The 23,124-nt window shown below is 73.7% G+C and carries 21 protein-coding genes and 1 pseudogene; 13 read left to right on the top strand and 9 right to left on the bottom strand.

Annotation, left to right across the window (positions count from 1 at the left end):
- Positions 1-16: 16 nt before the first annotated feature.
- Complete coding sequence (npdG, locus tag ACQPZG_RS24850) at positions 17-736, bottom strand: NADPH-dependent F420 reductase (RefSeq protein WP_433547935.1); 720 nt, start codon at positions 734-736, stop codon at positions 17-19.
- A gap of 92 nt (positions 737-828) precedes the next feature.
- Here npdG and ACQPZG_RS24845 point away from each other — a divergent pair, with 92 nt between their 5' ends.
- Both ACQPZG_RS24845 and ACQPZG_RS24840 read left to right on the top strand, forming a co-directional pair.
- Positions 829-1,437, top strand: a complete 609-nt coding sequence (locus ACQPZG_RS24845; protein ID WP_433547934.1) for a hypothetical protein — start codon at positions 829-831, stop codon at positions 1,435-1,437.
- Between the two features lie 368 nt (positions 1,438-1,805).
- Positions 1,806-3,161 carry an MFS transporter gene (locus ACQPZG_RS24840; protein WP_433547933.1) on the top strand — a complete coding sequence of 452 codons (1,356 nt, stop codon included), beginning with the start codon at positions 1,806-1,808 and terminating at the stop codon, positions 3,159-3,161.
- A gap of 10 nt (positions 3,162-3,171) precedes the next feature.
- Here ACQPZG_RS24840 and ACQPZG_RS24835 read toward each other — a convergent pair whose 3' ends face one another.
- Positions 3,172-3,414 carry a hypothetical protein gene (locus ACQPZG_RS24835; protein ID WP_433547932.1) on the bottom strand — a complete coding sequence of 81 codons (243 nt, stop codon included), beginning with the start codon at positions 3,412-3,414 and terminating at the stop codon, positions 3,172-3,174.
- Positions 3,415-3,502: 88 nt separating this feature from the next.
- Here ACQPZG_RS24835 and map point away from each other — a divergent pair, with 88 nt between their 5' ends.
- Positions 3,503-4,360 (top strand): type I methionyl aminopeptidase, encoded by an 858-nt coding sequence (map, locus tag ACQPZG_RS24830; RefSeq protein WP_433547931.1) that lies wholly within the window; start codon positions 3,503-3,505, stop codon positions 4,358-4,360.
- 157 nt (positions 4,361-4,517) lie between these two features.
- Complete coding sequence (locus ACQPZG_RS24825; protein ID WP_433547930.1) at positions 4,518-5,168, top strand: heme oxygenase (biliverdin-producing); 651 nt, start codon at positions 4,518-4,520, stop codon at positions 5,166-5,168.
- Between the two features lie 137 nt (positions 5,169-5,305).
- On the opposite strand, the gene ACQPZG_RS24820 is transcribed toward ACQPZG_RS24825, so the two are convergent.
- From ACQPZG_RS24820 to ACQPZG_RS24810, 3 genes are all read right to left on the bottom strand, one after another.
- The gene (locus tag ACQPZG_RS24820; protein WP_433547929.1) at positions 5,306-6,070 is read right to left on the bottom strand and encodes a PhzF family phenazine biosynthesis protein; all 765 of its coding nucleotides are present in this window, start codon (positions 6,068-6,070) and stop codon (positions 5,306-5,308) included.
- Between the two features lie 535 nt (positions 6,071-6,605).
- A complete protein-coding gene (locus ACQPZG_RS24815; protein WP_433547928.1) occupies positions 6,606-8,318 on the bottom strand; it encodes an HtaA domain-containing protein in 1,713 nt (570 codons plus the stop codon).
- A 131-nt stretch (positions 8,319-8,449) separates the two neighbouring features.
- Positions 8,450-9,904: an HtaA domain-containing protein gene (locus ACQPZG_RS24810; protein WP_433547927.1), complete on the bottom strand. Its 1,455-nt coding sequence runs from the start codon at positions 9,902-9,904 to the stop codon at positions 8,450-8,452.
- 174 nt (positions 9,905-10,078) lie between these two features.
- Here ACQPZG_RS24810 and ACQPZG_RS24805 point away from each other — a divergent pair, with 174 nt between their 5' ends.
- The 4 genes from ACQPZG_RS24805 to ACQPZG_RS24790 all read left to right on the top strand — a co-directional run bounded on the left by ACQPZG_RS24805 (position 10,079) and on the right by ACQPZG_RS24790 (position 14,301).
- On the top strand, positions 10,079-11,122 hold the full coding sequence (locus ACQPZG_RS24805; protein ID WP_433547926.1) for a heme/hemin ABC transporter substrate-binding protein: 1,044 nt from the start codon (positions 10,079-10,081) through the stop codon (positions 11,120-11,122).
- Between the two features lie 27 nt (positions 11,123-11,149).
- Positions 11,150-12,301 carry a FecCD family ABC transporter permease gene (locus ACQPZG_RS24800; protein WP_433549535.1) on the top strand — a complete coding sequence of 384 codons (1,152 nt, stop codon included), beginning with the start codon at positions 11,150-11,152 and terminating at the stop codon, positions 12,299-12,301.
- A complete protein-coding gene (locus tag ACQPZG_RS24795; protein WP_433547925.1) occupies positions 12,298-13,149 on the top strand; it encodes a heme ABC transporter ATP-binding protein in 852 nt (283 codons plus the stop codon). Before ACQPZG_RS24800 ends, ACQPZG_RS24795 begins: the two co-directional genes overlap by 4 nt.
- Before the next feature lie 96 nt (positions 13,150-13,245).
- On the top strand, positions 13,246-14,301 hold the full coding sequence (locus tag ACQPZG_RS24790; RefSeq protein ID WP_433547924.1) for a hypothetical protein: 1,056 nt from the start codon (positions 13,246-13,248) through the stop codon (positions 14,299-14,301).
- Positions 14,302-14,332: 31 nt separating this feature from the next.
- Here the strand turns inward: ACQPZG_RS24790 and ACQPZG_RS24785 are convergent, their stop codons facing one another.
- Together ACQPZG_RS24785 and ACQPZG_RS24780 are read right to left on the bottom strand one after the other, a co-directional pair.
- Positions 14,333-15,181, bottom strand: a complete 849-nt coding sequence (locus ACQPZG_RS24785; RefSeq protein ID WP_433547923.1) for a bifunctional DNA primase/polymerase — start codon at positions 15,179-15,181, stop codon at positions 14,333-14,335.
- A gap of 128 nt (positions 15,182-15,309) precedes the next feature.
- Positions 15,310-15,924 carry a TetR/AcrR family transcriptional regulator gene (locus ACQPZG_RS24780; protein ID WP_433547922.1) on the bottom strand — a complete coding sequence of 205 codons (615 nt, stop codon included), beginning with the start codon at positions 15,922-15,924 and terminating at the stop codon, positions 15,310-15,312.
- A 301-nt stretch (positions 15,925-16,225) separates the two neighbouring features.
- Here ACQPZG_RS24780 and ddaH point away from each other — a divergent pair, with 301 nt between their 5' ends.
- Complete coding sequence (gene ddaH / locus ACQPZG_RS24775) at positions 16,226-17,110, top strand: dimethylargininase (protein WP_433547921.1); 885 nt, start codon at positions 16,226-16,228, stop codon at positions 17,108-17,110.
- A 22-nt stretch (positions 17,111-17,132) separates the two neighbouring features.
- Here the strand turns inward: ddaH and ACQPZG_RS24770 are convergent, their stop codons facing one another.
- Positions 17,133-18,230, bottom strand: coding sequence for a small ribosomal subunit Rsm22 family protein (locus ACQPZG_RS24770; protein ID WP_433547920.1), 1,098 nt, complete (start codon positions 18,228-18,230; stop codon positions 17,133-17,135).
- Positions 18,231-18,329: 99 nt separating this feature from the next.
- On the opposite strand from ACQPZG_RS24770, the gene ACQPZG_RS24765 reads away from it, so the two are divergent.
- Entirely contained in the window at positions 18,330-19,679 is a 1,350-nt protein-coding gene (locus tag ACQPZG_RS24765; protein WP_433547919.1) for a hypothetical protein, read from the top strand.
- 163 nt (positions 19,680-19,842) lie between these two features.
- Positions 19,843-20,232: a hypothetical protein gene (locus ACQPZG_RS24760; RefSeq protein ID WP_433547918.1), complete on the top strand. Its 390-nt coding sequence runs from the start codon at positions 19,843-19,845 to the stop codon at positions 20,230-20,232.
- Between the two features lie 112 nt (positions 20,233-20,344).
- Here ACQPZG_RS24760 and ACQPZG_RS24755 read toward each other — a convergent pair whose 3' ends face one another.
- Positions 20,345-21,874: a Bcr/CflA family multidrug efflux MFS transporter gene (locus ACQPZG_RS24755; RefSeq protein ID WP_433549534.1), complete on the bottom strand. Its 1,530-nt coding sequence runs from the start codon at positions 21,872-21,874 to the stop codon at positions 20,345-20,347.
- Between the two features lie 126 nt (positions 21,875-22,000).
- On the opposite strand from ACQPZG_RS24755, the pseudogene ACQPZG_RS24750 reads away from it, so the two are divergent.
- Together ACQPZG_RS24750 and ACQPZG_RS24745 are read left to right on the top strand one after the other, a co-directional pair.
- Positions 22,001-22,135, top strand: a pseudogene (locus tag ACQPZG_RS24750) (gfo/Idh/MocA family oxidoreductase); the annotation flags it as partial.
- A 108-nt stretch (positions 22,136-22,243) separates the two neighbouring features.
- Entirely contained in the window at positions 22,244-23,050 is an 807-nt protein-coding gene (locus ACQPZG_RS24745) for an SDR family oxidoreductase (RefSeq protein WP_433547917.1), read from the top strand.
- The last annotated feature ends 74 nt before the right edge of the window (positions 23,051-23,124 follow it).

The following is a 23,124-nucleotide window of genomic DNA, read 5'->3' as shown; positions in this document are numbered from 1 at the left end:
CATGCCCCTCTCGCACCTATACGTCGGTCACGCGCAGGCCCGCGTGGGCCTTGTAGCGGCGGTTCGCCGAGATCAGGTTCGCGACCAGGGACTCCACCTGGTGGGCGTTGCGCAGCCGGCCCGCGAAGACGCCGCGCATGCCGGGGATGCGGGCGGCGAGCGCCTGCACGAGGTCGGTGTCGGCCCGTACCTCGCCCAGCACCATCACATCGGTGTCGATCTCCTCGACCGCCGGGTCCTGGAGCAGGACGGCGGAGAGGTGGTGGAAGGCGGCCGTGACGCGCGAGTCCGGGAGGAGCGCGGCGGCCTGTTCGGCGGCGCTGCCCTCCTCCGGCTTCAGCGCGTAGGCGCCCTTCTTGTCGAAGCCGAGCGGGTTGACGCAGTCGACGACGAGCTTGCCCGCGAGTTCCCCGCGCAGCGATTCGAGGGTCTTGGCGTGGCCGTCCCACGGCACGGCGACGATCACGATGTCGCTGCGTCGGGCACACTCGGCGTTGTCCGCGCCCTCGATGCCCAGGCCCAGTTCGTCGGCGGCCCCCCGGGCGCGCTCGGCGGCGCGCGAGCCGATGATCACCTTCTGGCCGGCCCTCGCCAGCCGGTACGCGAGGCCCCGTCCCTGGTCCCCCGTACCGCCGAGGACGCCGACGACGAGGCCGGACACGTCGGGCAGCTCCCAGGGGTCCTTGGCCGGCTTCTTCGCGGCGGGGGGCTGCGGGTTGTCTGTGGTGGAAGTCATGAAACGACCCTACTCGCAGGTAGGACCCTCGTCCGGGTGAGCGCGGACCCGTCCCGCGGACACCGCCCGCGCACGCACGGCAGGCTCCCGTCATGGATGCCGTGAGGGTCGCACTGCTGCGGGAAGTCCTGGCCGGTACCGAGTGGCTGGGCGTGACGAGACGCTTCGCCGGGGTGCTGCGGGCGTCGGTGGCGCGGCAGGACAGCGGGCTGCTGCTCGTCGGTACGGAACGGTACGAACCGTGGCACCTGGCCGCGCACCTCCAGGACGAGGCCGCCTGGTCGGGCCTGCCCCCACTGGCCCCCACGCTCGTACGGCACGAGGTGCGCGCCGACGATCCCGCGCACCTCTCGGTCGGTCTCGGCCGGCTCGCGGCGGCCGGGCGCGGCGAGACGCTGCTGGTGGTGGCGCCGGAGGAGGCGGGGGCGGGGCTGCTGGAGCGGGTGGACGACGTGCGGCGGGCCGGGGCGACGGTGCTGGCCCTCGGCGGCGAGGACGGGTGCGGCGCGCTCTCCTCCCTCGCGCACGAGTTGCTGACCGTGCCGACGGACGGGGAGGTGGGACTGGACACGGTCCAGCACCTGGTGAGCGCGGCGGCGGGCGAGAACACGGTGCCGGGGGTGCGGGGTGGGCGGCGGTGGCGGGACCGGCTGGCGCGGGTGGCGGACCGGTTGGTGGCTCCACCGCCGGAGAGGTGGTAGGGGCGAGGGGAGGCGGCCCCTCGGCAACCGGTGGCCCCTTGGGCGGCGGGAGCGGAACGGGGGCGGGAGCGGAACGGGGGCGGGAGCGGAACGGGGGCGGGACGGGACGGGCGGGGATGTGCGCGTACGGGAGGGGGCGGGACGGGCGGGGCGGAGCGTCGAGGGGGGTGCACGCCCGCTGGAGGGCCGCCCCCGTGCCCACCCGTTCCGCCCCCGGGGGCGGCCCCGCCGCCCAAGAGGGCGGGGCGGCGGAGGCGGGCACGCCGACCGAGGAGGCAGGCAGCGGACGCAGGCGGGCGCGCCGGCCCAGGGGCCAGGCGGCATTAACGAGTTGCTTCGGGTGGGGGCGGGCCGGAGTATGTCCCTCCGTGTCCCGAAAGCTTCGTGCCCTTCTCCCCGACCTCTCGCCGTGGCGCTCCTCCGCCGACTTCCGGTTGCTGTGGGTGCAGGGCCTGGTGGCGTTCTTCGGCAGTTCGATGGCTCTCATCGCGCTGCCGCTGCAAATCGCGCACCTCACCGATTCCCCCCTCGCCGTCGGTGCGATCGGGGCCGTCGAGCTGGTGCCGCTCATCGTCTTCGGGCTGTACGGCGGTGCTCTCGCGGACGCGGTGGACCGCAAGCGGATCATCCTGCTGACCGAGGTCGGTCTCGGGATCCTGGCCGTCGTCCTCCTCGTCAACGCGCTGCTGCCGCACCCCCTGCTGTGGCCGCTGTACGGGGTGGCCGCCGGGGTGGCCGCCCTGGCCGGGCTCCAGCGTCCGGCGCTGGACTCCCTCCTGGCCCGGATCGTGCCGCACGACCAGCTCACGGCCGCCGCCGCGCTCAACGCGCTGCGCTGGCAGGTCGGAGCCATCGCGGGCCCCGCCCTCGCGGGGATCGTGGTGGCGACCGCCGGCACGGCCACCGCGTACGCGATCACCGCCGCCGGGTTCGCCGCCTCCGTCGTGATGTGCCTGCGCCTGTCCCCCGCGCCGCCCTCCGACACGGCGGAGAAGCCGTCCCTGCGCGGCATAGCGGAGGGCGCGCGCTACGCGTGGAGCAAGCCGGTCCTGCTGGGGACGTACGCGATCGACCTGGCCGCCATGTTCCTCGCGTTCCCGAACGCCGTCTTCCCCTTCCTGGCCGCGGACCTCGGCGCGGAGTGGGCGCTGGGCCTGATGTACGCGGCGATGCCGCTCGGCGCGTGTCTGGTGGGCCTGACCAGCGGGTGGGCATCGAAGGTACGACGGCACGGCCGGCTCGTCGTGCTCGGTGCGGCGGGGTGGGGGCTTGCCATGGCGGCGGCCGGGCTGACCGACGACATCTGGCTGGTGCTGCTGTGCATCGCGGTCGCGGGCGGTGGCGACATGCTGAGCGGACTGGGCCGCTCGACCATCTGGAACCAGACCATCCCCGAGGAGCTGCGCGGCCGGCTCGCCGGGATCGAGATCCTCTCCTACAGCTGCGGCCCGCAGCTCGGCCAGGTCCGTGCGGGCGCGGTCGCGAGCTGGACGGGCACGCGCGGCGCGGTGTGGAGCGGCGGCGCGGCGTGCGTGGTCGCCGTCGGCCTGCTGGCCGCCGTACTGCCGAAGCTGCTGTCGTACGACTCGGACACGGACGAGGACGCGGCACGCCGCCGGGCCCAGCGCGAGGCCCAGGACCAGGGCCTGGACCCGGGTCCAGGTCCGGTGCCCGCACCGGACCGGGCGCACGCGCCGGAGCAGGACCCGGCAGCGACGGTGTGAGCCGCGCGGGTCAGGCGTCCTGGTCGCCCCGGCCCGCGTCCTTGTCGCCCTTGTCGTGCCACTTCGGGTCGTTCTCCCACTCCAGGTTGCGTTCGGCGGCCCGGTCCATGGCGTGCTGGGCCTCCTCGCGGCTGCCGTAGGGACCGAAGCGGTTCTGGGCGGGACACTGCGGGCCCTCCTCCACGGTCCTGTGCTCCAGGCAGTAGAACCACTCGCCGGGCTTGCCGGCGGTGCGTCGCTTGAACAGGGCCATCGTCGTGTCTCCTCGCTTCACCGGCCGCTCGTCGCGCGGGCGTCTCTGTCGCCATAGTGCCCCCGAGTGGCTGGCTAGACTCGTCCGTATGTCTGGCCAGTCGCTGCTCGTACCAGGGGAGCTCTCTCCCACCCGTTCCGTCCCCGGCAACATCCGGCGTCCCGAGTACGTCGGGAAACCCGCGCCGACGCCCTACACAGGGCCCGAGGTCCAGGACTCCGACACCATCGAGCGGATGCGCGTCGCGGGCCGCATCGCCGCCCGTGCGATGGAGGAGGCCGCCAAGCACATCGCGCCCGGCGTGACCACCGACGAGCTCGACCGGGTCGCGCACGAGTTCATGGTGGACCACGGGGCGTACCCCTCGACCCTGGGCTACCGGGGCTACCCCAAGTCGCTGTGCAGCTCGGTCAACGAGGTCATCTGCCACGGCATCCCCGACTCGACCGTCCTCAAGGACGGCGACATCGTGAACCTCGACGTCACGGCGTACCTCAACGGCGTGCACGGCGACAACAACGCCACCTACCTCTGCGGCGACGTCGACGAGGAGTCGAAGCTGCTCGTCGAGCGGACCCGCGAGTCCCTCAACCGCGCCATCAAGGCGGTCCGTCCCGGCCGTCAGATCAACGTCATCGGCCGCGTCATCGAGTCGTACGCCAAACGCTTCGGCTACGGCGTCGTACGGGACTTCACCGGCCACGGCATCAACACGTCCTTCCACAGCGGGCTGATCGTGCCGCACTACGACAGCCCGCACGCGACGACCGTGATGCAGCCCGGCATGACGTTCACGATCGAGCCGATGCTGACGCTGGGCACGCACGAGTACGACATGTGGGACGACGGCTGGACGGTCGTCACCAAGGACCGCAGGCGCACCGCCCAGTTCGAGCACACCCTGGTGGTGACGGAGACCGGGGCGGACATCCTCACGCTGCCGTAGCCGACGGCGGGGATCGGACCTCCGCACTTTTTACCGACAGGGCGTCGGGAACTGGTTGACTTAGGTAAGCCTAAGCGGCGAAGATCGGTGGTGGCGGGTGCCACTGCTGCCACCACCGCTCTTCTCCCCCGGTCCCTTCTGTCCCCGGAGGTCCGCTTTGGACACCCTTTTCTCCACCCAGATCCGTGTCGCCTCGCACGAGCAGCACACGGAGGCGGAGACCTCGACGTTCATGAGCGACCTCCTCGGCGGCAAGCTCGGCGTGGACGCGTACACGCGCTACACGGAGCAGTTGTGGTTCGTCTACAAGGCCCTTGAGGACGCCGCCGGTTCACTCGCGGACGACCCGGTGGCCGGCCCCTTCATACAGCCCGAGCTGATGCGCGTCGCCCAACTGGAGCGCGACCTCACCCACCTGCGCGGCGCCGACTGGCGCGAGGGTCTGGTCGCCCTCCCCTCCACTGCGGCGTACGCGGCACGTGTCACCGAGTGCGCGGCCACCTGGCCCGGCGGTTACGTGGCCCACCACTACACCCGCTACCTCGGCGACCTCTCCGGCGGTCAGATCATCCGCGACAAGGCGGAGAAGACCTGGGGCTTCGCCCGCAAGGGCGACGGCGTGCGCTTCTACGTCTTCGAGGGCGTCTCCAACCCGGCGGCCTTCAAGCGGAACTACCGGGAGCTGCTGGACGCCGTACCGGCGGACGAGCTCGAAAAGAAGCGCATCATCGAGGAGTGCAAGCGGGCCTTCGACTTCAACGGGGCGGTGTTCAGGGAGCTGGGCGGCGAATTCCCGCTGAGCGCGTAGTTGATGACGGTACGTCAGTGAAACGGGGGGTCCGCGCCGGAGTCGGTGCGGACCCCCGGCCGCAGTACGTCACCATGCCTACGGTCGGACGCGTGCGCGCGGGCCGGATCCGGCCGCGACGACCCTGACGCAGTACCTCACCCTGCCGACGGACGGACGCGTGCGCGCGGGCCGGATCCGGCCGCGGCGACCCCCGACACCCTGGCGGCCACGGTTGCTCCGGCCGGCCCTTCGTCCCGCGCCGTCCCCGTGAACCGAACCCGACCGCCCAGTTCGATCAGACCGTCCGGGCCCGGGGCGGTGAGGAGCTGCGAGCCCTTCCCCTGGCGGATGTTGAGGGCGCGGCCGAGCTGAGCGGTGAGCAGAAGCGCGGCGGCCCCCGTCGCCTCGTCCTCAACGATGCCGTCGTCGCGCCGCGGGAAGGCACGTGCCCGCACCCGCCCGGCGGCCTCGTCCTCCCAGGCCCATGCGTACAGCCACCCCTCGCCCGGCGGCGGCGCGGGCAGCGCCTCCACCTCGGCCGCGGACCCGTACCGCCGGAGCGTGCGCGGCGGCGCCCACTCCGCACGTGCGGCGATCCAGGTGAACTCGCCGTCCTGACGGGCGAACACCTCGCCGACGGCGAGTTCGAGCACCTCGATGTCGAGCAGCCAGGCGACGCCGACGAGGGGGTGCCCGGCGAAGGGGAGGCCGAGGGTGGGTGTGCGGATGTCGACCACCCCGCGCTCGGGATCGTCCACGAACACGGTCTCGCTGTACCCGAGTTGGCGTGCGTACGCCTGGCGGGAGGCGGGGTCCGGGTGGATGCGGGGTGCGTCCCGGACGACGGCGAGGGTGTTGCCGTGATGGCCGGTGGGGCCGCAGAAGACTTGGAGGAGGTCGAGGTCGTTCACGGTCGGCATCTAAGCACGCGCCCCTGGGCGGCGGAGCCGCCCACGGCGCGCCTCTTGGGGCAGCGGCGTCGCACCGCATGAACCCCCTTCTGCGGCACCACCACCGCACGCCGCCCGACTGGGCAGCGGCACCACCCGACGTCGACCCCCTCCGGGGGGCACCACCGCTCCACGCCGCCCCCTCATCGGCCCCCACGGACGGCGGGGCCGCACACCGTAGCCCTCTCGGGCGATGAGCCGCCCCTGCCTCCGTAGCCCTCTTGGGCAGTGGGTCAGCCCCTCCCCCAGCAACCCCCTTGGGCGCTCAGCCCTCCTGGACGAAGAGGCCGCCGTTGCCTCCGTAATCCCCTTGGGCGGCGGGGCCGCCCCCGGGGCGCGGGGGTCCCCTGCACGAGCGGAGTCGAGTGCTTGGGGGAGGGCGGCAAGGGGGCGGCCCCTCACCGGGTTCCCGCCCCCCGGAGGGTGCACCCCCACCGGAGGGCGCACCCCCACCGCCACGGGCCACGGCCGAGCGGCCGCACCGCCCGAGCGGGCTGCCGGGGGCTCAGCCCTGTTCGGCCGAGCGGCGGCGACGGGCCGCGAAGACCACCGCGCCGCCGGCGACCGCCAGCGCCCCGGCCGCGCCCAGCACCAGCCCGGTCGGAGCCGAGGAACCGGTCGCGGCCAGGCTGCCGCCCGCCGAACCACCGACGGAACCGCCGTCGGCCCCGCCCACGGTGCCTCCCGTGCCGGTGCCGCCGACGCTGCCGCCGCCCGTGGTCGTCCCGGCGCCCCCGGCCGTACCGGCACCACCGGCCGAGACACCACCGCTCGTACCGGCACCGCCCGTACCGCCGCCGGCCGGCAGCTGCGCGTCCTCGTCGACCGAGACCGCGACCGTCAGCGCGTCCAGCGCCTGACCGGCCTCGTACATGCCGCCGAACGCCTTCGCGCCGCCGGCCGTCAGCTTCGCCGGAACCTCGGAGAGCCGCACGACGCCGTCCTCGACGGCCAGTTCACCGGACGGGGACAGCGTCGCGACGTCGAGCGCCCGGTACGACACGGTCTTCTTCGTCGTGCGGTCCTTCGTCGTCACGTCGGCGACCAAGGTGCCCTTGCCGTTCTTCACCTCGACCTTGAGGGCGGAGAAGTTCAGGTCGAGGGTGTAGGAGCCGCCCTCCTGGTGGCCGACGAAGCGGACCTTGCCGTCGAAGGCGGCGGACAGGTTCTGCTTCTCGGCGTCGAGGGAGCCCTTGCCCTTCGGGAAGCGGAAGCCGTCGCCGGCCTTGACCGCGCCGCCGGAGAGTTCGATCCTGCCGTGCGCGATGGGGCCGGTGACGTACGCACGGAACCGCTCCAGCACGCCCCAGTCGAGGTTGCCGTCGACGATGGCGCCCTGCTCGGCCCCGGTCGGCGGAGCGACGGGGGGCTCGGTCCGGTCCGGGGCGACCGGCGGCGTGGTGGGCGTGGTGGGCTTCGTCGGGTCGACGACCGGCGGCTTCGTGGGGTCGACGACCGGCGGCTCGGTCGGCTCGACGGGCGGCTTCGTCGGGTCCACCGACGGCTTCGTCGGGTCGACGACCGGCGGCCTGGTCGGGTCCACCGGCGGCTTGGTCGGCTCGCCGCCGCCCGCCGCCTTCACCGAGAGGGTGGCCGGGTCGAGGACGTCGCCCTCCTTGTACTGGCCGTTGAAGGCGGCGGAGCCGGCCTTGGTCAGCGTCGCCGGGATGTCCTTGAAGACCATCGCGCCGCCCGCGCCCCGACCGGGCTTCACGGCGGACAGGTCGAGCGCCGCGACCTCCACGTCGTCCTGGACGACGAAGTCCTTGCTGCCCTGCGGCTTCGACTTGATGTCGGCGGTGATCGCCCCGGACGTGCCGCTCGTGACGACCTTCAGATCCGACATGGTGACGTCGAGGACGCCGCCGTGGGCGGTGAAGTGCACGCTGCCCTTGAAGCCGGTCCGCGTACCGTGCGTCTTCGTGTCGTACGTGCCGACGCCGTCGACGAAGGTGAGGACGCCGTTGCCGGCGGCCTGCCGGGCGCCGTCCTCGACGGTGATCCTGCCACCGGAGAACGGCGACGCGAGGTACTTGCGGAAGGACTCCTTGAAGCCCCAGTCCAGCGTGCCGTCGGTCAGCTCCCTCTGTGCCGGTGCGGCGGGCGCCCCGGGGGCGGCGGGAGCGGCGACGGCCGGGAGGGCGAAGGCGGTGGCACCGACGGCGGCCACCGTGGCGACGGCGGCGGCAAGGGCTATCGGGCGGCGGTTGGCAGCCATGGTTCGGGGGTCTCCTAGGAAGAGAGGTGCGGGGAGGGAGGTGAGGAAGGTGAGAGAGGGGGACGGGAAGGGGCGCGGGGGTGCGACGGGTGCGGGAACGGGGTCCCGTCCCGCGTACGGCAGTCGGCCGGTCAGCTCTCGCTGCCCGCGCTCCGACGGCGGACCGCGACGTACCCCGCTCCGGCGACGAGCACCAGGACGCCCACGCCTGCGGCGACGTACAGCGCGGTGTGCGAGGAGCCGGACGCGGCGGCGGTCTCGGCCGTCCTGGGCTCCTCGGCGGGCTTCTCGGCGGTTCCGGTGGCCGCCGCCGGCGTCCTGGTGTCGCTGCCGAGGTCGGGCAGGGCGGGCAGCTTCGCCCTGTCGGTGACGGCGACGGCGAGCGACACGGGATCCATGTCCGTGCCCGCCTTGTACATGCCACCGAAAGCCCTGGAGCCCCCTTCGGTGAGCGTCGCCGGGGCCTCGGCCAGGTGCACCAGGCCGTCCTTCGCGGTGAGGTTCTTCGCCTCGAAGGTGACGAGCGGCACGCCGGTCGTCCTGGTGTCCTTCTTCGACTGGAGGTCCTTGCTCGCCACGTCGGCGACCAGGGTCCCCTTGCCGTCGGCCACCTTCACGCCGACGTTCGAGAGGTTCAGGTCGAGGTGGGCGCCGGTGAAGCGGACGCTGCCGGTGAAGGCCGCGTCGAGGGTCTGCTTCTTGCTGTCGTAGACGCCCTTGCCCTGCGGGAAGCGGAACAGTGCGCCGCCGTCCTGCGCGCCGCCGCCCAGTTCCCACCCGCCCTTGGAAAGGGGGCCGGTGACGTACTCGCGGAAGGTGCGCCGAACGCCCCAGTCGACGGCCGCGTCCCGGAACGCGCCGGACGCCTGGTCGCCCGTGGGCTCCCCGGGGGGCGCGGTCCGTCCGGGCTTCTTCGCGTCGGACTCCTTCGCGTCCGGGGTCCTCGCGGGCTCCTTCGGGCCCGCCGCCACGTCCGCGGACAGGCTGACCGGGTCGAGCGGGGTACCCGCCGTGTAGTAGCCGGCGAAGGCGGTCGCCCCCTGCGAAGTCAGCGTGGCGGGGACGTTGTTGAGGGCGATGGGGCTGCCGCCGCCCTTCATGTTGACGCCACCCACCGCGAGCGTCGCGAGCGGAACCCCGGTGGCACGAGTCACCGCGCCGGTGGCCTTGCTCCTGCTGCTGACGTCGGCGTACAGGGTGCCGCTGCCGCCGGAGATCCGGACGGTGGGGCGACTGATGGTGAGGTCCAGCTCGTGCGACCCGTCGGCCTTCTTGTGGCCGGTGAAGCGGACCCCGCCGGCGAAACGGGAGTTCAGCGCGCCGCTGTCCGGGTCGTACGAACCGGAAGCGGAATGGAAGCGGAACTGACTGCCGCCGACGGTCGCGGCACCGCCCTGGAGGGCGAAGTTCCCCTGGGCGATGGGGCCGGTGACGTAACTCTGGAAGGAGGACTTGATCCCCCAGTCGAGCCTGCCGCCCTGGACGGTGCGCGGGGCCGCACTGGCCGCGGTGGCCGGGAGCAGGGCTCCCAGCACGGCCGCCATGAGCGCGACGGCGAACGCGCGGGCCGGTCTGGACGACAACATCAGGGTCCCTCCGAGGTCTGGCGAGCGAGGTAAGGCTAACCTAAGCTATGCCCGACCTGGTACGGAACCCTCCGGCTCCGTACCAACGGTCCCGGGACGGAAAACTCCCCAGCCCCGCCCAGCACTTCGGGCCTCCGAAGGCTTCCCGCAGAAGAGAACAGGACGGTGCACCCCGTGCGAACGCCAGCCGCGTCCCCGCGCCTCCCCCGACGCCTGGCAGGCGCACTGGCCGCCGTGCTCGCCCTCGCCGTCGCCGCCACGGGCTGCGGCAGCGGTACGACAGCGGGCTCGCCGTCCGGGCCCGGCGACGCCACCCCCGGGACCGCCCAGGCGCCCGACCGTGTCGAGCCGCTGGCCGCGCCACGACCCGCACTTCCGGTCACCGTGGACTCGGCCGACGGCGAGCGGACCGCAGTCGCCTCGGCGGACCGGATCGTGCCGCTCACCGGCAGCCTGAACGAGATCGTCTTCACCCTCGGCCTCGGCGGGAAGGTCGTCGCCCGCGACATCACCGCCACCTTCGAACAGGCCGAGGCCCTTCCGGTGGTGACACGTGCGCACGACGTGTCGGCCGAGAGCGTCCTCTCGCTGAAGCCCACGGTCGTGCTCGCCGACACCACGACGGGCCCCGCCGAGGCCGTCCAGCAGATCCGCGACGCGGGCATCCCGCTGGTCGTGATCGAGCCCGCCAAGGAACTCGCCGACGTGGACAAGCGCATCGACGCGGTGGCGAAGGCACTCGGCGTGAAGGAGTCCGGCGAACAGCTGAAGAAGCGCACGCAGGACCGCATCGCCGCCGTGCAGAAGGACATCCCGCGACCGAAGGACGGCAGGAAGCCGCGGGTGACCTTCCTCTACCTGCGCGGCTCGGCGTCCGTCTACCTGCTCGGCGGACGCGAGTCGGGGGCGAGTTCGCTGCTCGAAGCAGCCGGGGCGATCGACGCGGGCAAGGACTCCGGCCTGGAGAAGGACTTCACGCCGATCACCAGCGAGGCGCTGGTGACGTCCGCGCCCGACGCGATCCTCGTGATGAGGAAGGGCCTCGATTCCGTCAACGGCGTCGACGGCCTCCTCAAGGTCCCGGGGGTCGCCGAGACCCCGGCCGGCGCCGACCGCCGCATCGTCTCCGTCGACGACGGCGTCCTGCTGAACTACGGCCCGCGCACGGACCAGGTCCTGAGGACCCTGGTCGACCAGCTCTACGCCAAGGACAAGTGACGACCCGTGACCGCCACACCGGAAGCCGTGCCCGGCGGCACGTCCGAGACCCCGCCGCACCCCGTCCGCCCCGCCGCCACCGAGGACTCCGGCGGGCCGCAACCCCCCTCCGGGCACCGCCCCTCGCAGGACGCTCTCCCGGCCCGCGAGCGACGCGGCTCCACGTTCGTCCTCACCGTCGGCCTCTGCGCGGCCCTTCTCGCCCTCGCCCTCCTGTCGGCCGGGCTCGGGACGTACCACATCTCCCCCGGTGACGTCCTGGCCTCGGTGCAGCACCGGATCGGGGCGGGCGGCGCGCCGCTCGACCGGGTCGGCGAGAGCGTGCTGTGGAACATCCGGCTGCCACGCGTCGTCCTCGCCCTCCTCGTCGGCGCCTCGCTCGGCTGCGCGGGCGCGCTGATGCAGGGCGTGTTCGGCAACCCGCTCGCCGAGCCCGGCGTGATCGGCATCTCGGCGGGCGCGGCGGTCGGCGCGGTCGCCTCGATCGCGCTGGGCCTGAGCTTCCTCGGCAACTGGACGATCACCTTCTGCGCCTTCGTCGCCGGTCTGATCACCGTGCTCCTGGTGTACGTGCTGTCCCGCTCGGGCGGCAGGACGGAAGTCGTCACGCTCATCCTGACCGGCATCGCCGTGAACGCCTTCGCGGGCGCCCTCATCGGCCTGTTCCTCTTCTTCGCGGACAACGCCCAGATCACCCAGATCACCTTCTGGCAGCTCGGCTCGCTCGCCCAGGCCACCTGGCCGAAGGTCCTCGCCGTCCTGCCGTGCGCCCTCCTCGGGCTCCTGCTCGCCCCGTTCCACTCCCGCAAGCTGGACCTGCTCGCCCTCGGCGAGCGGCCCGCCCGGCACCTGGGCGTGGACGTCGAGAAACTGCGCATGGTGCTCGTCATGGTGGTGGCCCTGCTGACGGCGGCCGCCGTGGCCGTGGCGGGCATCATCACCTTCGTCGGGCTGCTGGTCCCGCACCTGCTGCGGATGGCGAACGGCCCCGGACACCGGTTCCTGGTGCCCGGCAGCGCCCTGGGCGGCGCGCTCGTCCTGCTCGCCGGTGACCTCGCGGCCCGTACGGTCGCCGATCCCGCGGAACTGCCGCTGGGCGTGCTCACCGCGCTCTTCGGCAGTCCGTTCTTCTTCTGGCTGCTGCGCCGGACCCGTCGCAAGCAGGGTGGTTGGGCATGAGGTTCAAAGGTCTCCTCTCCTCGGGGCGCGACCGTGCGCTGCCCACGCCGATCCCTCGCGGCGGGGCCGCCGTCGAAGTGGCCTCCCTGCACGTACGGCTGGGGCAGCGCGAGGTGCTGTCCGGCATCGGGCTGACCGCACGCGCCGGGGAGGTACTGGCCCTGGTCGGCCCCAACGGGGCGGGAAAGTCCACGTTGTTGGCGGCCGTGGCCGCGGACCTGCCGGCCGCCGAGGGCACCGTACGGATCGACGGCCGCCCGGTCGGCGACTGGAGCGCCCCCGAGCTGGCCCTGCGCCGGTCCGTGCTCCCGCAGTCATCCGCCCTCTCCTTCCCGTTCCCGGTCGAGGACGTCGTGCGGATGGGCCGCGCCCCGTGGGCGGGCACCGGGCGCGAGGAGGAGGACGACGCCGCGGTCGCCGCGGCCATGGCGGCGACGGAGGTCTCCGGATTCGGGCCGCGTCCGTTCTCCGCGCTGTCCGGCGGCGAGCGGGCCCGGGTCGCGTTCGCCCGGGTGCTGGCGCAGCGTGCTCCCGTCCTGCTGCTCGACGAGCCGACGGCGGCACTCGACCTGCGCCACCAGGAGCTGGTGCTGCGGGTGTGCCGGGAGCGGGCGGCGGCCGGCGACGCGGTCGTGGTGGTCCTGCACGACCTGGGACTCGCGGCGGCGTACGCGGACCGGGCGGCCGTGCTGCACGACGGTCGGATCGCGGCGTGCGGGCCGCCCGTCGAGGTCTTCGGTGCGGAACTGCTGTCGCGGGTCTACCGGCAGCCGGTGGAGGTGTTCGCGCATCCGCGCACCGGGGACCCGCTGATCGTCCCCCGGCGGGGCGTGCCGCAGGAGCGGTGACCCGTGCCCGCGGTCCCCGTGCCCGTGGTGTTCTTCGCCCCGGTAGGGTTCCGGTCGTCGGTGACGGCCGGAACCACGGAGACACAGAAGGCACTCATGGGAACGCGCACGCGGAGCACTCGGAGACCGAAGCGGCGCACGGCCGCGTCGGCGGCGCTGGCCCTGGCCCTCGCGCTGACGGCGAGCGGGTGCGTGACGGTGCGCGGCGAGCTGGAGGTCGTCCCGGCGGCGACCCGGGCCGAAGCGGCCCAGGCGCTGCGGGACTTCACGGACGCCTACAACGAGGCCGACAAGGCGTACGACCCTGCCCTCGTCGCGGGCCGGGTCACCGGAGCGCTCGCCGCCATCAACCAGGCGGCGCTCAGGGCCCGCAGCCGGCAGAGCCCGGCAGGCAACCCGGACCACCGCGAACTCACCCTGGACGACGCCCGTTTCCTCATACCGAAGAAGGCGGGCTGGCCGCGCTGGTTCGTCGCGGACACCGACAGCAACCGTGACACCGACCGCACGCAGGGCAACGGCGGCAACGGCTCCGCCTCCGGCGTCGACTCGCGCTGGCTGATCGTCTTCGTCCGGGGCGGCGCGGACCAGCTCTGGGAGGCGTCCCACCTGTTGACGCTACCCGCCGACGAGGTGCCGGACTTCGCCGTCGACCCGGACGGCTTCGCGAAGGCCGTCCCGCCGGACGGCACGGGTCCGCTGACGCCGCCGGGGGAACTGAGCCGGGCCTACGCCTCGTACCTCCAGCGCAGCGGCGGGCAGGGTGGCCCGGCCTTCGCGCCCGGCCCGTACACCACCGCCTGGCTCGCCCAGCGCCGGCAGGCCGCGCAGCGCGTCGGCCGGTCCATGCAGTACCTCGACCAGCCGCTGGACACAGGAGTGTTCGCCCCAGTGGCGCTGGGCACCGCGGACGGCGGCGCGTTCGTCTTCTTCGCCACCCGCCACTTCGAGAAGCAGACGGCGGCCCCCGGCGTCCCGTTGCTGGACCTCAACGCGGACGTGCGGGCCCTCATGACCGGCACCCCGAAGTCGTCCCTGCTGAAGGAACGGGTGGCCAGCCAGGTGGCGCTGGTGCCGAAGGGGGGCGCCGCCGGGACGACGGCGGACCTGCGGTCCCGGGTGCAGGGCCTGGTGTCGGCGCAGGGGTCGTGACCGACCCGCCGCGCAGGGCGGGTACGGCGGTTCAGCGGCCGATGGGCCAGGCCACCGCGTGCGGGTCCGCGTCGGAGCCCGCCTCGTCGGCGGCGGCGACGTACCGGGCGCAGGCGTCGGTGAGGGTCTCCAGCAGGGTCAGCGGGTCGGGCAGCTGGTGTTCGAGGCCGCGCTCCCAGTGCACGTCCAGGTCACCGGGCAGCCGCGCCGGGGGCACCAGGACGTAGCTGCCCCGGCAGTGCCAGCGCAGGCCCGGATGCTCGTCCATGGTCTCCGGGTGGCAGTCCAATTCGCACGGCCACCACTCGTCCTCGTCCTCCGGGGTGCCCCGGGTGGCGGTGAAGAACAGCATCCGGGCGTCCGCCCCGCTGCCGCCCTCGCCGAAGACGGCCACCGGGCCGACCTCGACACCGGCCTCCAGCAGCCGCTCCAACGCACTGCGACCGGCCTCCAGCGGAACGTCCAGGACGTCGTGGACCATGCCGGTCGCGGTGATGAAGTTGGCCTGCGGATGGGTGTTAGCCCAGCGTTCGATCTGCGCGCGGTCGGTGGTCGACTGGGTCTGCCAGGCGAAGGACACCGGATGCCGGGCGGGCGTCGGACAGCCCACGCGTTCGCAGGAACAGCGGTACGCGACGGGGTACGCGGCCGGGGCCAGCGGGAGCCCGGCCGCCGCGGCGGCCCGCAGCAGTTCCAGCCGGTCCGCGCCGGGGTCGGTGGCGGGCCGGTTCCCGGCCCGTCGGCGCAGCCACTGGGCGATCCGGCCCTCGGCGCCGAACGCGCCGGACGGTTTCGCCGCTCCGGCCGACTTCGCTGCTCCGGACGATTTGGCTGCTCCGGACGATTTGGCTGCTCCGGACGAATAAGACTCCGCGCCCATCTGGCTCCTCACCCTCAACGTCGGCCCCCGGCGGTCCCCACCATGCTCGCACCATCCTGCGCCCCGGGTGGCCGGTGCCCGCATCCGGGGTCCGGCGGGGACCCGGGCGGGACGCTGAGCCGGGCCGCTCAGCGCGGGGCGAGACCGTTCAGCGCGTAGTCGACGAGCCGGTCGGCGTACGCGTGTGTGAGGGGGGCGGTGCGCAGCAGCCAGCGGTGGGTGAGCGGCCCGGTGAACAGTTCCAGGGCGGTCTCGGGGTCGACGTCGGCCCGTACGTGCCCCGCCTCGCGGGCGGCGACGAGGCGGTCCGCGTACAGCTGGAGGGCGGGGCGCAGCAGGGTGTCGACGTAGCGGGAGCCCAGTTCGGCGTCGACGATGCCTTCGGCGGTCAGGGCGCGGGTGGGGATGTCGTACGTGGGGTCGACGAGTTCGTCGACGGTCGCGCGCAGGACGCGCTTGAGGTCGGCCGCGAGGTCGCCGGTGTCGGGGAAGGTCCGCGCGCTCTCGCCGAGCGCGTCGGCGGCCTGCTGGTTGAGGTCCACGAAGGCTTCCAGGAGGACGGCCGCCTTGGAGGGCCACCACCGGTAGATGGTCTGCTTGCCGACTCCGGCGCGGGCGGCGATGCCCTCGATGGTCGTCCTCTGGTAGCCGAGCTCGCCGACGAGGGCGAGCGCGGCGTCGTAGATCGCCCGCCGGGAGCGCTCGCTGCGGCGGGTGGAGTCGGGGGTCCTGGTGTCTGCCATGGACGCAATCTACCAGCACGGCGAGACGAAGCGTCTCGCGTGGGAGGTCTCCAGCGGTGCCCGCCGCGGACCACGGGCCCGGGCACAGGTGCTCGACACCGCCGGCCGCCGCGCCCTCGGCAACCGGGCCCGGCGCCCCGCAGCACGCCTCACCGGCCCCCTGCGCCCCACGGGTCGCGCACGCACGTGGTGCGACCCAATCCACCCTTTCGGTGCACAGCACAAATCGCTCCCCACCCCCGACCATGGGCACACGGCCGCCACATCCCGTGCCCGGCCACCCCTCAGTGAGGAGCCCTCATTGACTCCACGCCCTCGTGACTGCGCGCCCCGCCGCTACCTGATGTGCCCTCCGGAGCACTTCAGGGTCACGTACTCCATCAACCCCTGGATGGACCCCGCCAAGCCCGTCGAACTCCCCCTGGCGCTCGCCCAGTGGGAGGACCTCCGCGACCGCTACCTCTCCCTGGGCCACACCGTGGAACTCCTCGACCCCCGCCCGGACCTGCCCGACATGGTCTTCGCCGCGAACGGCGCGACCGTCGTCGACGGCCGCGTCCTCGGCTCCCGGTTCGCCTACGCGGAACGCACCCCGGAGGCCGAGGCCCACCGCGCGTGGTTCCGGGCCCACGGCTTCACCGACCTCCGCGAGCCGGAACACGTCAACGAGGGCGAGGGCGACTTCGCCGTCACCGCCTCCTGGCTGCTGGCCGGGCGCGGCTTCCGCTCCACCTCCGCCGCCCACGACGAGGCGCAGGAGTTCTTCGGCCGGCCGGTCATCGGCCTCGACCTCGTGGACCCCCGCTACTACCACCTGGACACGGCGCTGGCCGTGCTCGACGACCGCACGGACGAGGTCATGTACTACCCGGGGGCGTTCTCCCCGGGCAGCCGGGCCGTCCTGGCCCGGCTCTTCCCGGACGCCGTGATCGCCGAGGAGGCGGACGCCGCGGCACTGGGCCTCAACGCGGTGAGCGACGGCCGGCACGTCCTCCTCCCCCAGGCGGCGACCGGCCTCTTCGGTCCCCTGCGTGCCCGCGGGTTCGAACCGATCGGCATGGACCTCGGCGAACTCCTCAAGGGCGGCGGCAGCGTCAAGTGCTGCACCCAGGAGCTGCGCCCCCGCCTCCCCGGACCGCGGCCGGCGGTTCCGGCGCCCCTCACCCGCACGGGGGCCGGAACCTGAGGCCGGCGGACGGGACCGGGCCCTAGACGTCCCGGGAAGCACCCTGCGCGGAGCGCTCCGACGGGGGCGGCCACGCGTCGCCCCAGTCGGTGTCCCGGGCCGCCCGGTAGAGGTCTCCGTGCCGCTTCTTGGACACGTTCTCCCGTGCCAGTACGGGCCGCCGCCCGCTCTCGCCCTCGTCCCGCCGGCAGAGCTCCAGCATCACCAGCCCCTTGCGGATCTGCGGCCTGCGCACCACCCGCGCGTCGACCGGCCGCGCCCCGGCCACCACGTCCCGCACCGCCACCACGTACGCGAACTTCTCGTCCTCGTACGGCAGCGAGCCGCCCTTGACCTGCCGGTGCAGCGACGAACGGCTGACCCGCGCCGAGAAGTGGCACCAGTCGGTGCCGTCGGGGTCCATCGGGCAGGCTCCCCCGTCCGGGCACGGCGCGGCGATGCTCAGCCCGGCCGCGAGCAGCTGCTCCCGCGCCGCCAGCACCCGCCGGTACCCGTCCGGGGTGCCCGGCTCGACGACGACGACTGCCCCGGTCGCCGCGCGGGCCGCCTCCGCGACGAGGGTGGACCGGTCGGCCGCGTCCAGTTCCTTCAGCACGTACGAGATCGTCACGAGCGCACTGCCGCCGATGCTGAGCGCCGCCCCGATCCGGGCACGCTGCCACACGACGTCCCGCAGGGCCAGCGCCCCGGACGCCTCCGCCAGCTCCCGTCCCAGCGTCAGCGCGGGCTCGGCCCAGTCCAGCACGGTGCTGCGCTGCGTCCCCCACGCCTCGGACACCGCCCAGGTCGCCGCCCCGGTGCCGCCGCCGACGTCGGTGTGCGTGTCCGGCGTCCACGACGGGGCCGCCTCCCGCAGGGCGCCGAGCGCCGCCCGTACGGCCTCGAAGGTCGCGGGCATCCGGTACGCCGCGTAGGCGGCCACGTCGGAGCGGTCCCGCAGCACCGGGGCGTCGGTCGGAGTGGTCCCCCGGTAGTTGGCGATCAGCCGGTCGACGGCCTGCGCGGTCCGCTTGGGCCCCAGCCCGTCGAGCAGTCCGGCGAGGGCAGCGCGCAGCGCCTCCGAAGTGGCCTGCGGGGCGGAGCCGGAGGCGGCGTGCGAGGTGGGGAGGGTGGCGTTCACCGGAAAAGTGTAGGGGGCAAAGAGGGACGTGAGGGAACTGCTGCGCGCGCAGGGGCAGTTGCATACGCTGGCAGCCGTTGACCATTCCTGGGGGGCACCGTGGGACAGCGGATCGTGCGTACCGCGCTGGTGGCCGGGGTGGCCGTACTGGCCCTCCTGCTGCTGCTCGCCGCCTACGGCGGCACCAAGGACACCGCCGACGACAAGGGCGCCGAGGGCGGCGGACGCGCCTCCTCCGCACCGAGCACGGGCACGCCCCCACCCGTTCCCCGGCTCCTCGTCCCCGCGGCCTTCGACACCTCGAAGGGCTGGCGCATCGCCGGCGGATCGACGGAGTACGCCCTCTCGCAGTCCCCCGCCCTGGTCGCGCACGTGGAGCGTGCCGGGCCGGAGGATTTCGTGCTCCGCGCGTACGACGCGAGCACCGGACGGACGGTCTGGACCGGCAAGCCGTGGCGCTCCCTGGCCGGCCCGGAGCACTTCCCCCGGCTGCTCACCGTCGCCAAGGGCGACCGGCGCTTCTTCGTGACCTGGTCGTACGGGAAGGACAGCGGTTCGGACGCGCTGTCGACCGGGGACTCCGTCGTGGCCCTCGACGTGTACGACGCCGACAACGGCTCCCTGCGGCACCTGGACCTGCCCTGGGCGGGCGTCCCCGTGGTCTCCGGCACGGGGCCCGGCATCCTGGTCACCGACGGCGCGGCGACGGCGACGGTCGTGGACCCGCTGACCCTGCAGCCCTCCTCCTTCTCGTCCGGGGACCTCGGCCACCCCAAGGGCTGCAAGAACTGCCGCACCCGCACCGAGGTGCGCGGCCTGACCGCGAAGGGGCTGCTGGTCAGCGGCCGGACGGAGTTCTGGGTACGGCCGACGGCCGGGAAGGCGGGCAAGGGCGGCTGGTACAGCGCGAAGGTCGCTCCCAGGGGCACGGACCCGGCGTCCGGACTGCCGACCTCCCTCACCCCCTCCGGGCACGTCCTCGCCAAGTGGCAGATGAAGAAGCCGAACGCCTGGGACCGGTGGGCGGTGCACGACGCGGGCACCGGCAAGGTCCTGGCCACCGCCGACTGCCGAAAGCCCGCGATCGAGCCGGGCGAGTACCCGCAGGCGGTGACCTCGCCCGGCGGCCAGTACCTGGTGGCCGGGAACCTCGCCTTCGACCTGCGCACCCCCGCGCCCCGGGGCGCGAAGACGGCACACTGCCTCCAGGAGCGGGCGGGGTCCAAGTCCGTCACCCTCGTCTCCGTCACCGACACGGGCCTCGCGTACGGCACCACCAGCCCCACCTCGGGCGGCGGCACGCCCGTCGAGGTCCCCCTCGCGACCGCGGTCCCGGCGGCCCTCGCGGACACCGCGCTGCTGCCGGAGGCGGAGGTCGCGGGCACGGGGCTGTTCCGCTGGACGGACCGCCAGGACCGCCCGTACCTGGTCGGCTACCGGCTCCGCTGAGGCACGCCCCGCCACTCCCTCGGCCAGTCCACGACCACTGCGGCCACCCGCGCACGAACGCCGCCTCGCGGCACTTCCGTACGGGCACTTCCGTACGGGCACCCGTACGAGCACTGACGTGCGAACCCTGGCGTACGGACGCCGACTCGGACACTCTGAGCGGATGTTGCTGCCGAGCGCACACGAACAAACCGAACTCATCGAGGTCGTCCGCATCTCCCCGGACGCCAACGACCCGCTGCCGAAGACCCTGGACGGCGAGGACGTCGCGATCTGGGAGGGCGACGAGGCCCGTGAAGTCCTCTCCCTGATCAAGGAGTTGCCGGTCAGCCGACCCGGCCAGACGTTCCTGCCGGGGTGGGGGCTGCGGGCGCACGGCCCGCGCGGCATGCTCTTCGAGTTCGCCTTCAGCTACGACTGCCACGCGGCCCGCGTCTGGGGTCCCGCCGTCCCGCACAAGCAGGAGGGTCTCTACCCCTTCGACCCGGACAGCCCGCAGGCCGTCGAACTCCTGCGGCGCTTCAGGGCCTGCGCCCAGCCGCCCCCGGCATGACGCCGCCCCCGGCATGACGCCGCCCCCGGCGTGACGCCGCCCCCGCAACGGAGGAAGGTCCGTACGGGGGCGGCATCGCGCACGCGGGAGGCGGGCGGGCCTCCCGCTCGGCTCACGCCTCCGGGTTCCGCTGCCAGGGGCGGCACAGCCCCAGGAAGCACCCGACGGCGAGCAGCGCGCACACCAGCTGCACGACCGCCATGGGCACGGCCGTCGCCTCGCCCGCGATGCCGACCAGCGGCGAGGCGACCGCCCCGACCAGGAACGACGACGTGCCGAGCAGTGCGGAGGCGGAACCGGCCGCGTGCGGGGTGCGCATCAGGGCCTGCGTGTTCGTACTGGGCATGATCAGGCCCATCGCCGACATCAGCACGAACAGCCCGGCCGCGACCGGCCACAGTCCGACCTTCCCGAACACCCCGCTCGTCATCAGCAGCAGCGCGAGGCCGGCGAGGGTGATGACGGCGAGCCCGACCGCGAGCACCTTGTCCAGCCGGACCCGGCCGACCAGCAGCTTGCCGTTGATCTGGCCGACGGTGATCAGCCCGATGGAGTTGACGCCGAAGAGCAGGCTGAAGGTCTGCGGGGACGCCCCGTAGATCTCCTGCACGACGAACGGGGAAGCGCTGATGTACGCGAAGAGGACGGCGAAGGAGAGGCCGCCGGTGAGCATGTAACCGGTGAAGACGCGGTCGGCGAGCAGCCCCCTCATCGTGCGCAGGGCCTCCCCCACGCCGCCGGTGTGCCGCCGTTCCGGCGGCAGCGTCTCGCGCAGATACTTGAACACGACGAGGGTGAGGGCCAGCCCGACGCCCGTCAGCACGTAGAAGACGCCGCGCCAGTCCGTCAGCCGCAGCACCTGGCCGCCGATGACGGGCGCGATCACGGGGGCGACACCGGAGATCAGCATCAGCGTGGCGAAGAACCGCGCCATCTCCACGCCGTCGTACATGTCCCGCACCATCGCCCGCGCGATGACGATGCCCGCGGCTCCGGCGAGGCCCTGCAACAGCCGGAAGGTGATGAGCAGTTCCGCGTTGGGCGCGAAGGCGCAGATCGCGGTCGCGAGGACGTAGACGACCATGCCGACCAGCAGCGGGCGGCGACGTCCCAGCTTGTCGCTGAGCGGGCCGACGACGAGCTGGCCGAGCGCCATCCCGGCGAGGCAGGCGGTCAGGGTGAGCTGGATGGTGGCGGCGGGCGCCCCCAGCGCCCTGGTGACCTCGGGCAGGGCCGGGAGGTACATGTCCATGGAGAGCGGCGGCAGCGCGGTGAGCCCGCCGAGGACGAGCGTGACCAGGAGGCCGGCCCGGCGGACCGCGGCCCCGGACGCGGCGGCGGCCTTCGCCGCACCGGCGGACCCGGACGCCTTCACCGGTGCGGCGGACCCGGACGCGGTGGCCGAGGGCACGGGGCCCGCGGGCACGGTCCCGGTGGGCGCCGAAGGGTTTCCGCTCCCGCCGGACGAGGACCCGGCGGACGAGGACCCGGCGGACCCCGGGGCCCCGGCGGACAGGGCAGTCCCGGCGGGTCCGGCGGTCGCCGCGGTCGCCGACCCCGCCGCCGCCATCGCCTCCGGGCCCGCCCCGGGTATGTGGTCGCTTCCCGCCGTTCCCGCTTCCTGCTTGCCGCTCTCCGGCATCGTCACTCCCATTTCGTTGAATACGCACCTATGCTCTCAGCTCGTCCGCGGTGCACGGAACGGGCTTCCGGTACGGGAGCGAAGGGCGGGGCGATGAGCAGCGGACCCATACGGTGGGGAGTACCGGCCCCCGAGAGGGAGTCGCCGCTGGTCCCGCTGGACGGAAGCCTCGCGGTGATGCGGACGCTGGACGCGGTACGGGAGAGGATCGGCGTCCGCTACCCGTCGGAGGAGGCCACTCCCGGCGCGCCGCGGGCCTGACCTGCGGGGCTGCCGCCCCCACCGGGCCCGGCCCCGGGTGTCTCCCCGTACGCCACATGCCGGACGGCCGGGGCCCCGCCCCGTCCGCAGTGGCTACCCTCGCCCCCCATGAGCACTCAGACGCAGCAGGCGGACCAGGTGGAGCAGGCCCGGCAGGATCGGACGCGCGGGATCGCGCTGGTGACGGGCGCGGGCTCCGGCATCGGCCGTGCGGTGGCGGTGGAGCTGGCCTCGGCAGGCTGGACGGTGGCCCTCGCGGGCCGCCGCGAGGAGCCCCTGGCCCGGACGGCGGAACTCGCCGGGGCAGCGGGCGGCGCGACCTTCGCCGTGCCCACGGACGTCTCGCACCCGGACGAGGTGGACGCCCTCCTCTCAGCCGTACAGGACCGCTGCGGCCGCCTCGACCTGCTCTTCAACAACGCGGGCACGTTCGGACCCGCGAACACCCCCACCGAGCAACTCGCGTACGAGGACTGGCAGTCGGTCGTCCAGGTGAACATCACGGGCGCCTTCCTCTGCGCCCAGGCCGCCTACCGTCAGATGCGGTCCCAGTCCCCGCAGGGCGGTCGCATCATCAACAACGGCTCCCTCTCCGCCCACACCCCGCGTCCGCACTCCGTCGCCTACACCACCACCAAGCACGCCATGACGGGCCTCACCAAGTCCCTCTCCCTCGACGGCCGCCCGTACCGGATCGCAGTCGGCCAGATCGACATCGGCAACGCGGCCACCGACATGACGGAGCGCATGCAGACCGGCGTCCTCCAGGCCAACGGCGAACTCGCGGCGGAACCGGTCATGGACGTCGCGGAGGTCGCCCGCACGGTCCGCCACATGGCGGCCCTCCCCCTGGAGGCGAACGTCCAGTTCGCGACGGTGCTGGCGACGACGATGCCGTACGTGGGCCGGGGCTAGGTTGCGGTCCGACGGGCTCGTCCGAGGCGGCACGCCGCCGCAGCTCCGGCGTGGTTCTCCGAGGGTGACGGACC

The organism is Streptomyces sp. CA-294286 (genome assembly GCF_050947155.1).
Classification (GTDB): Bacteria; Actinomycetota; Actinomycetes; order Streptomycetales; family Streptomycetaceae; genus Streptomyces.
This window is presented reverse-complemented; position numbering and strand designations above follow the sequence as displayed.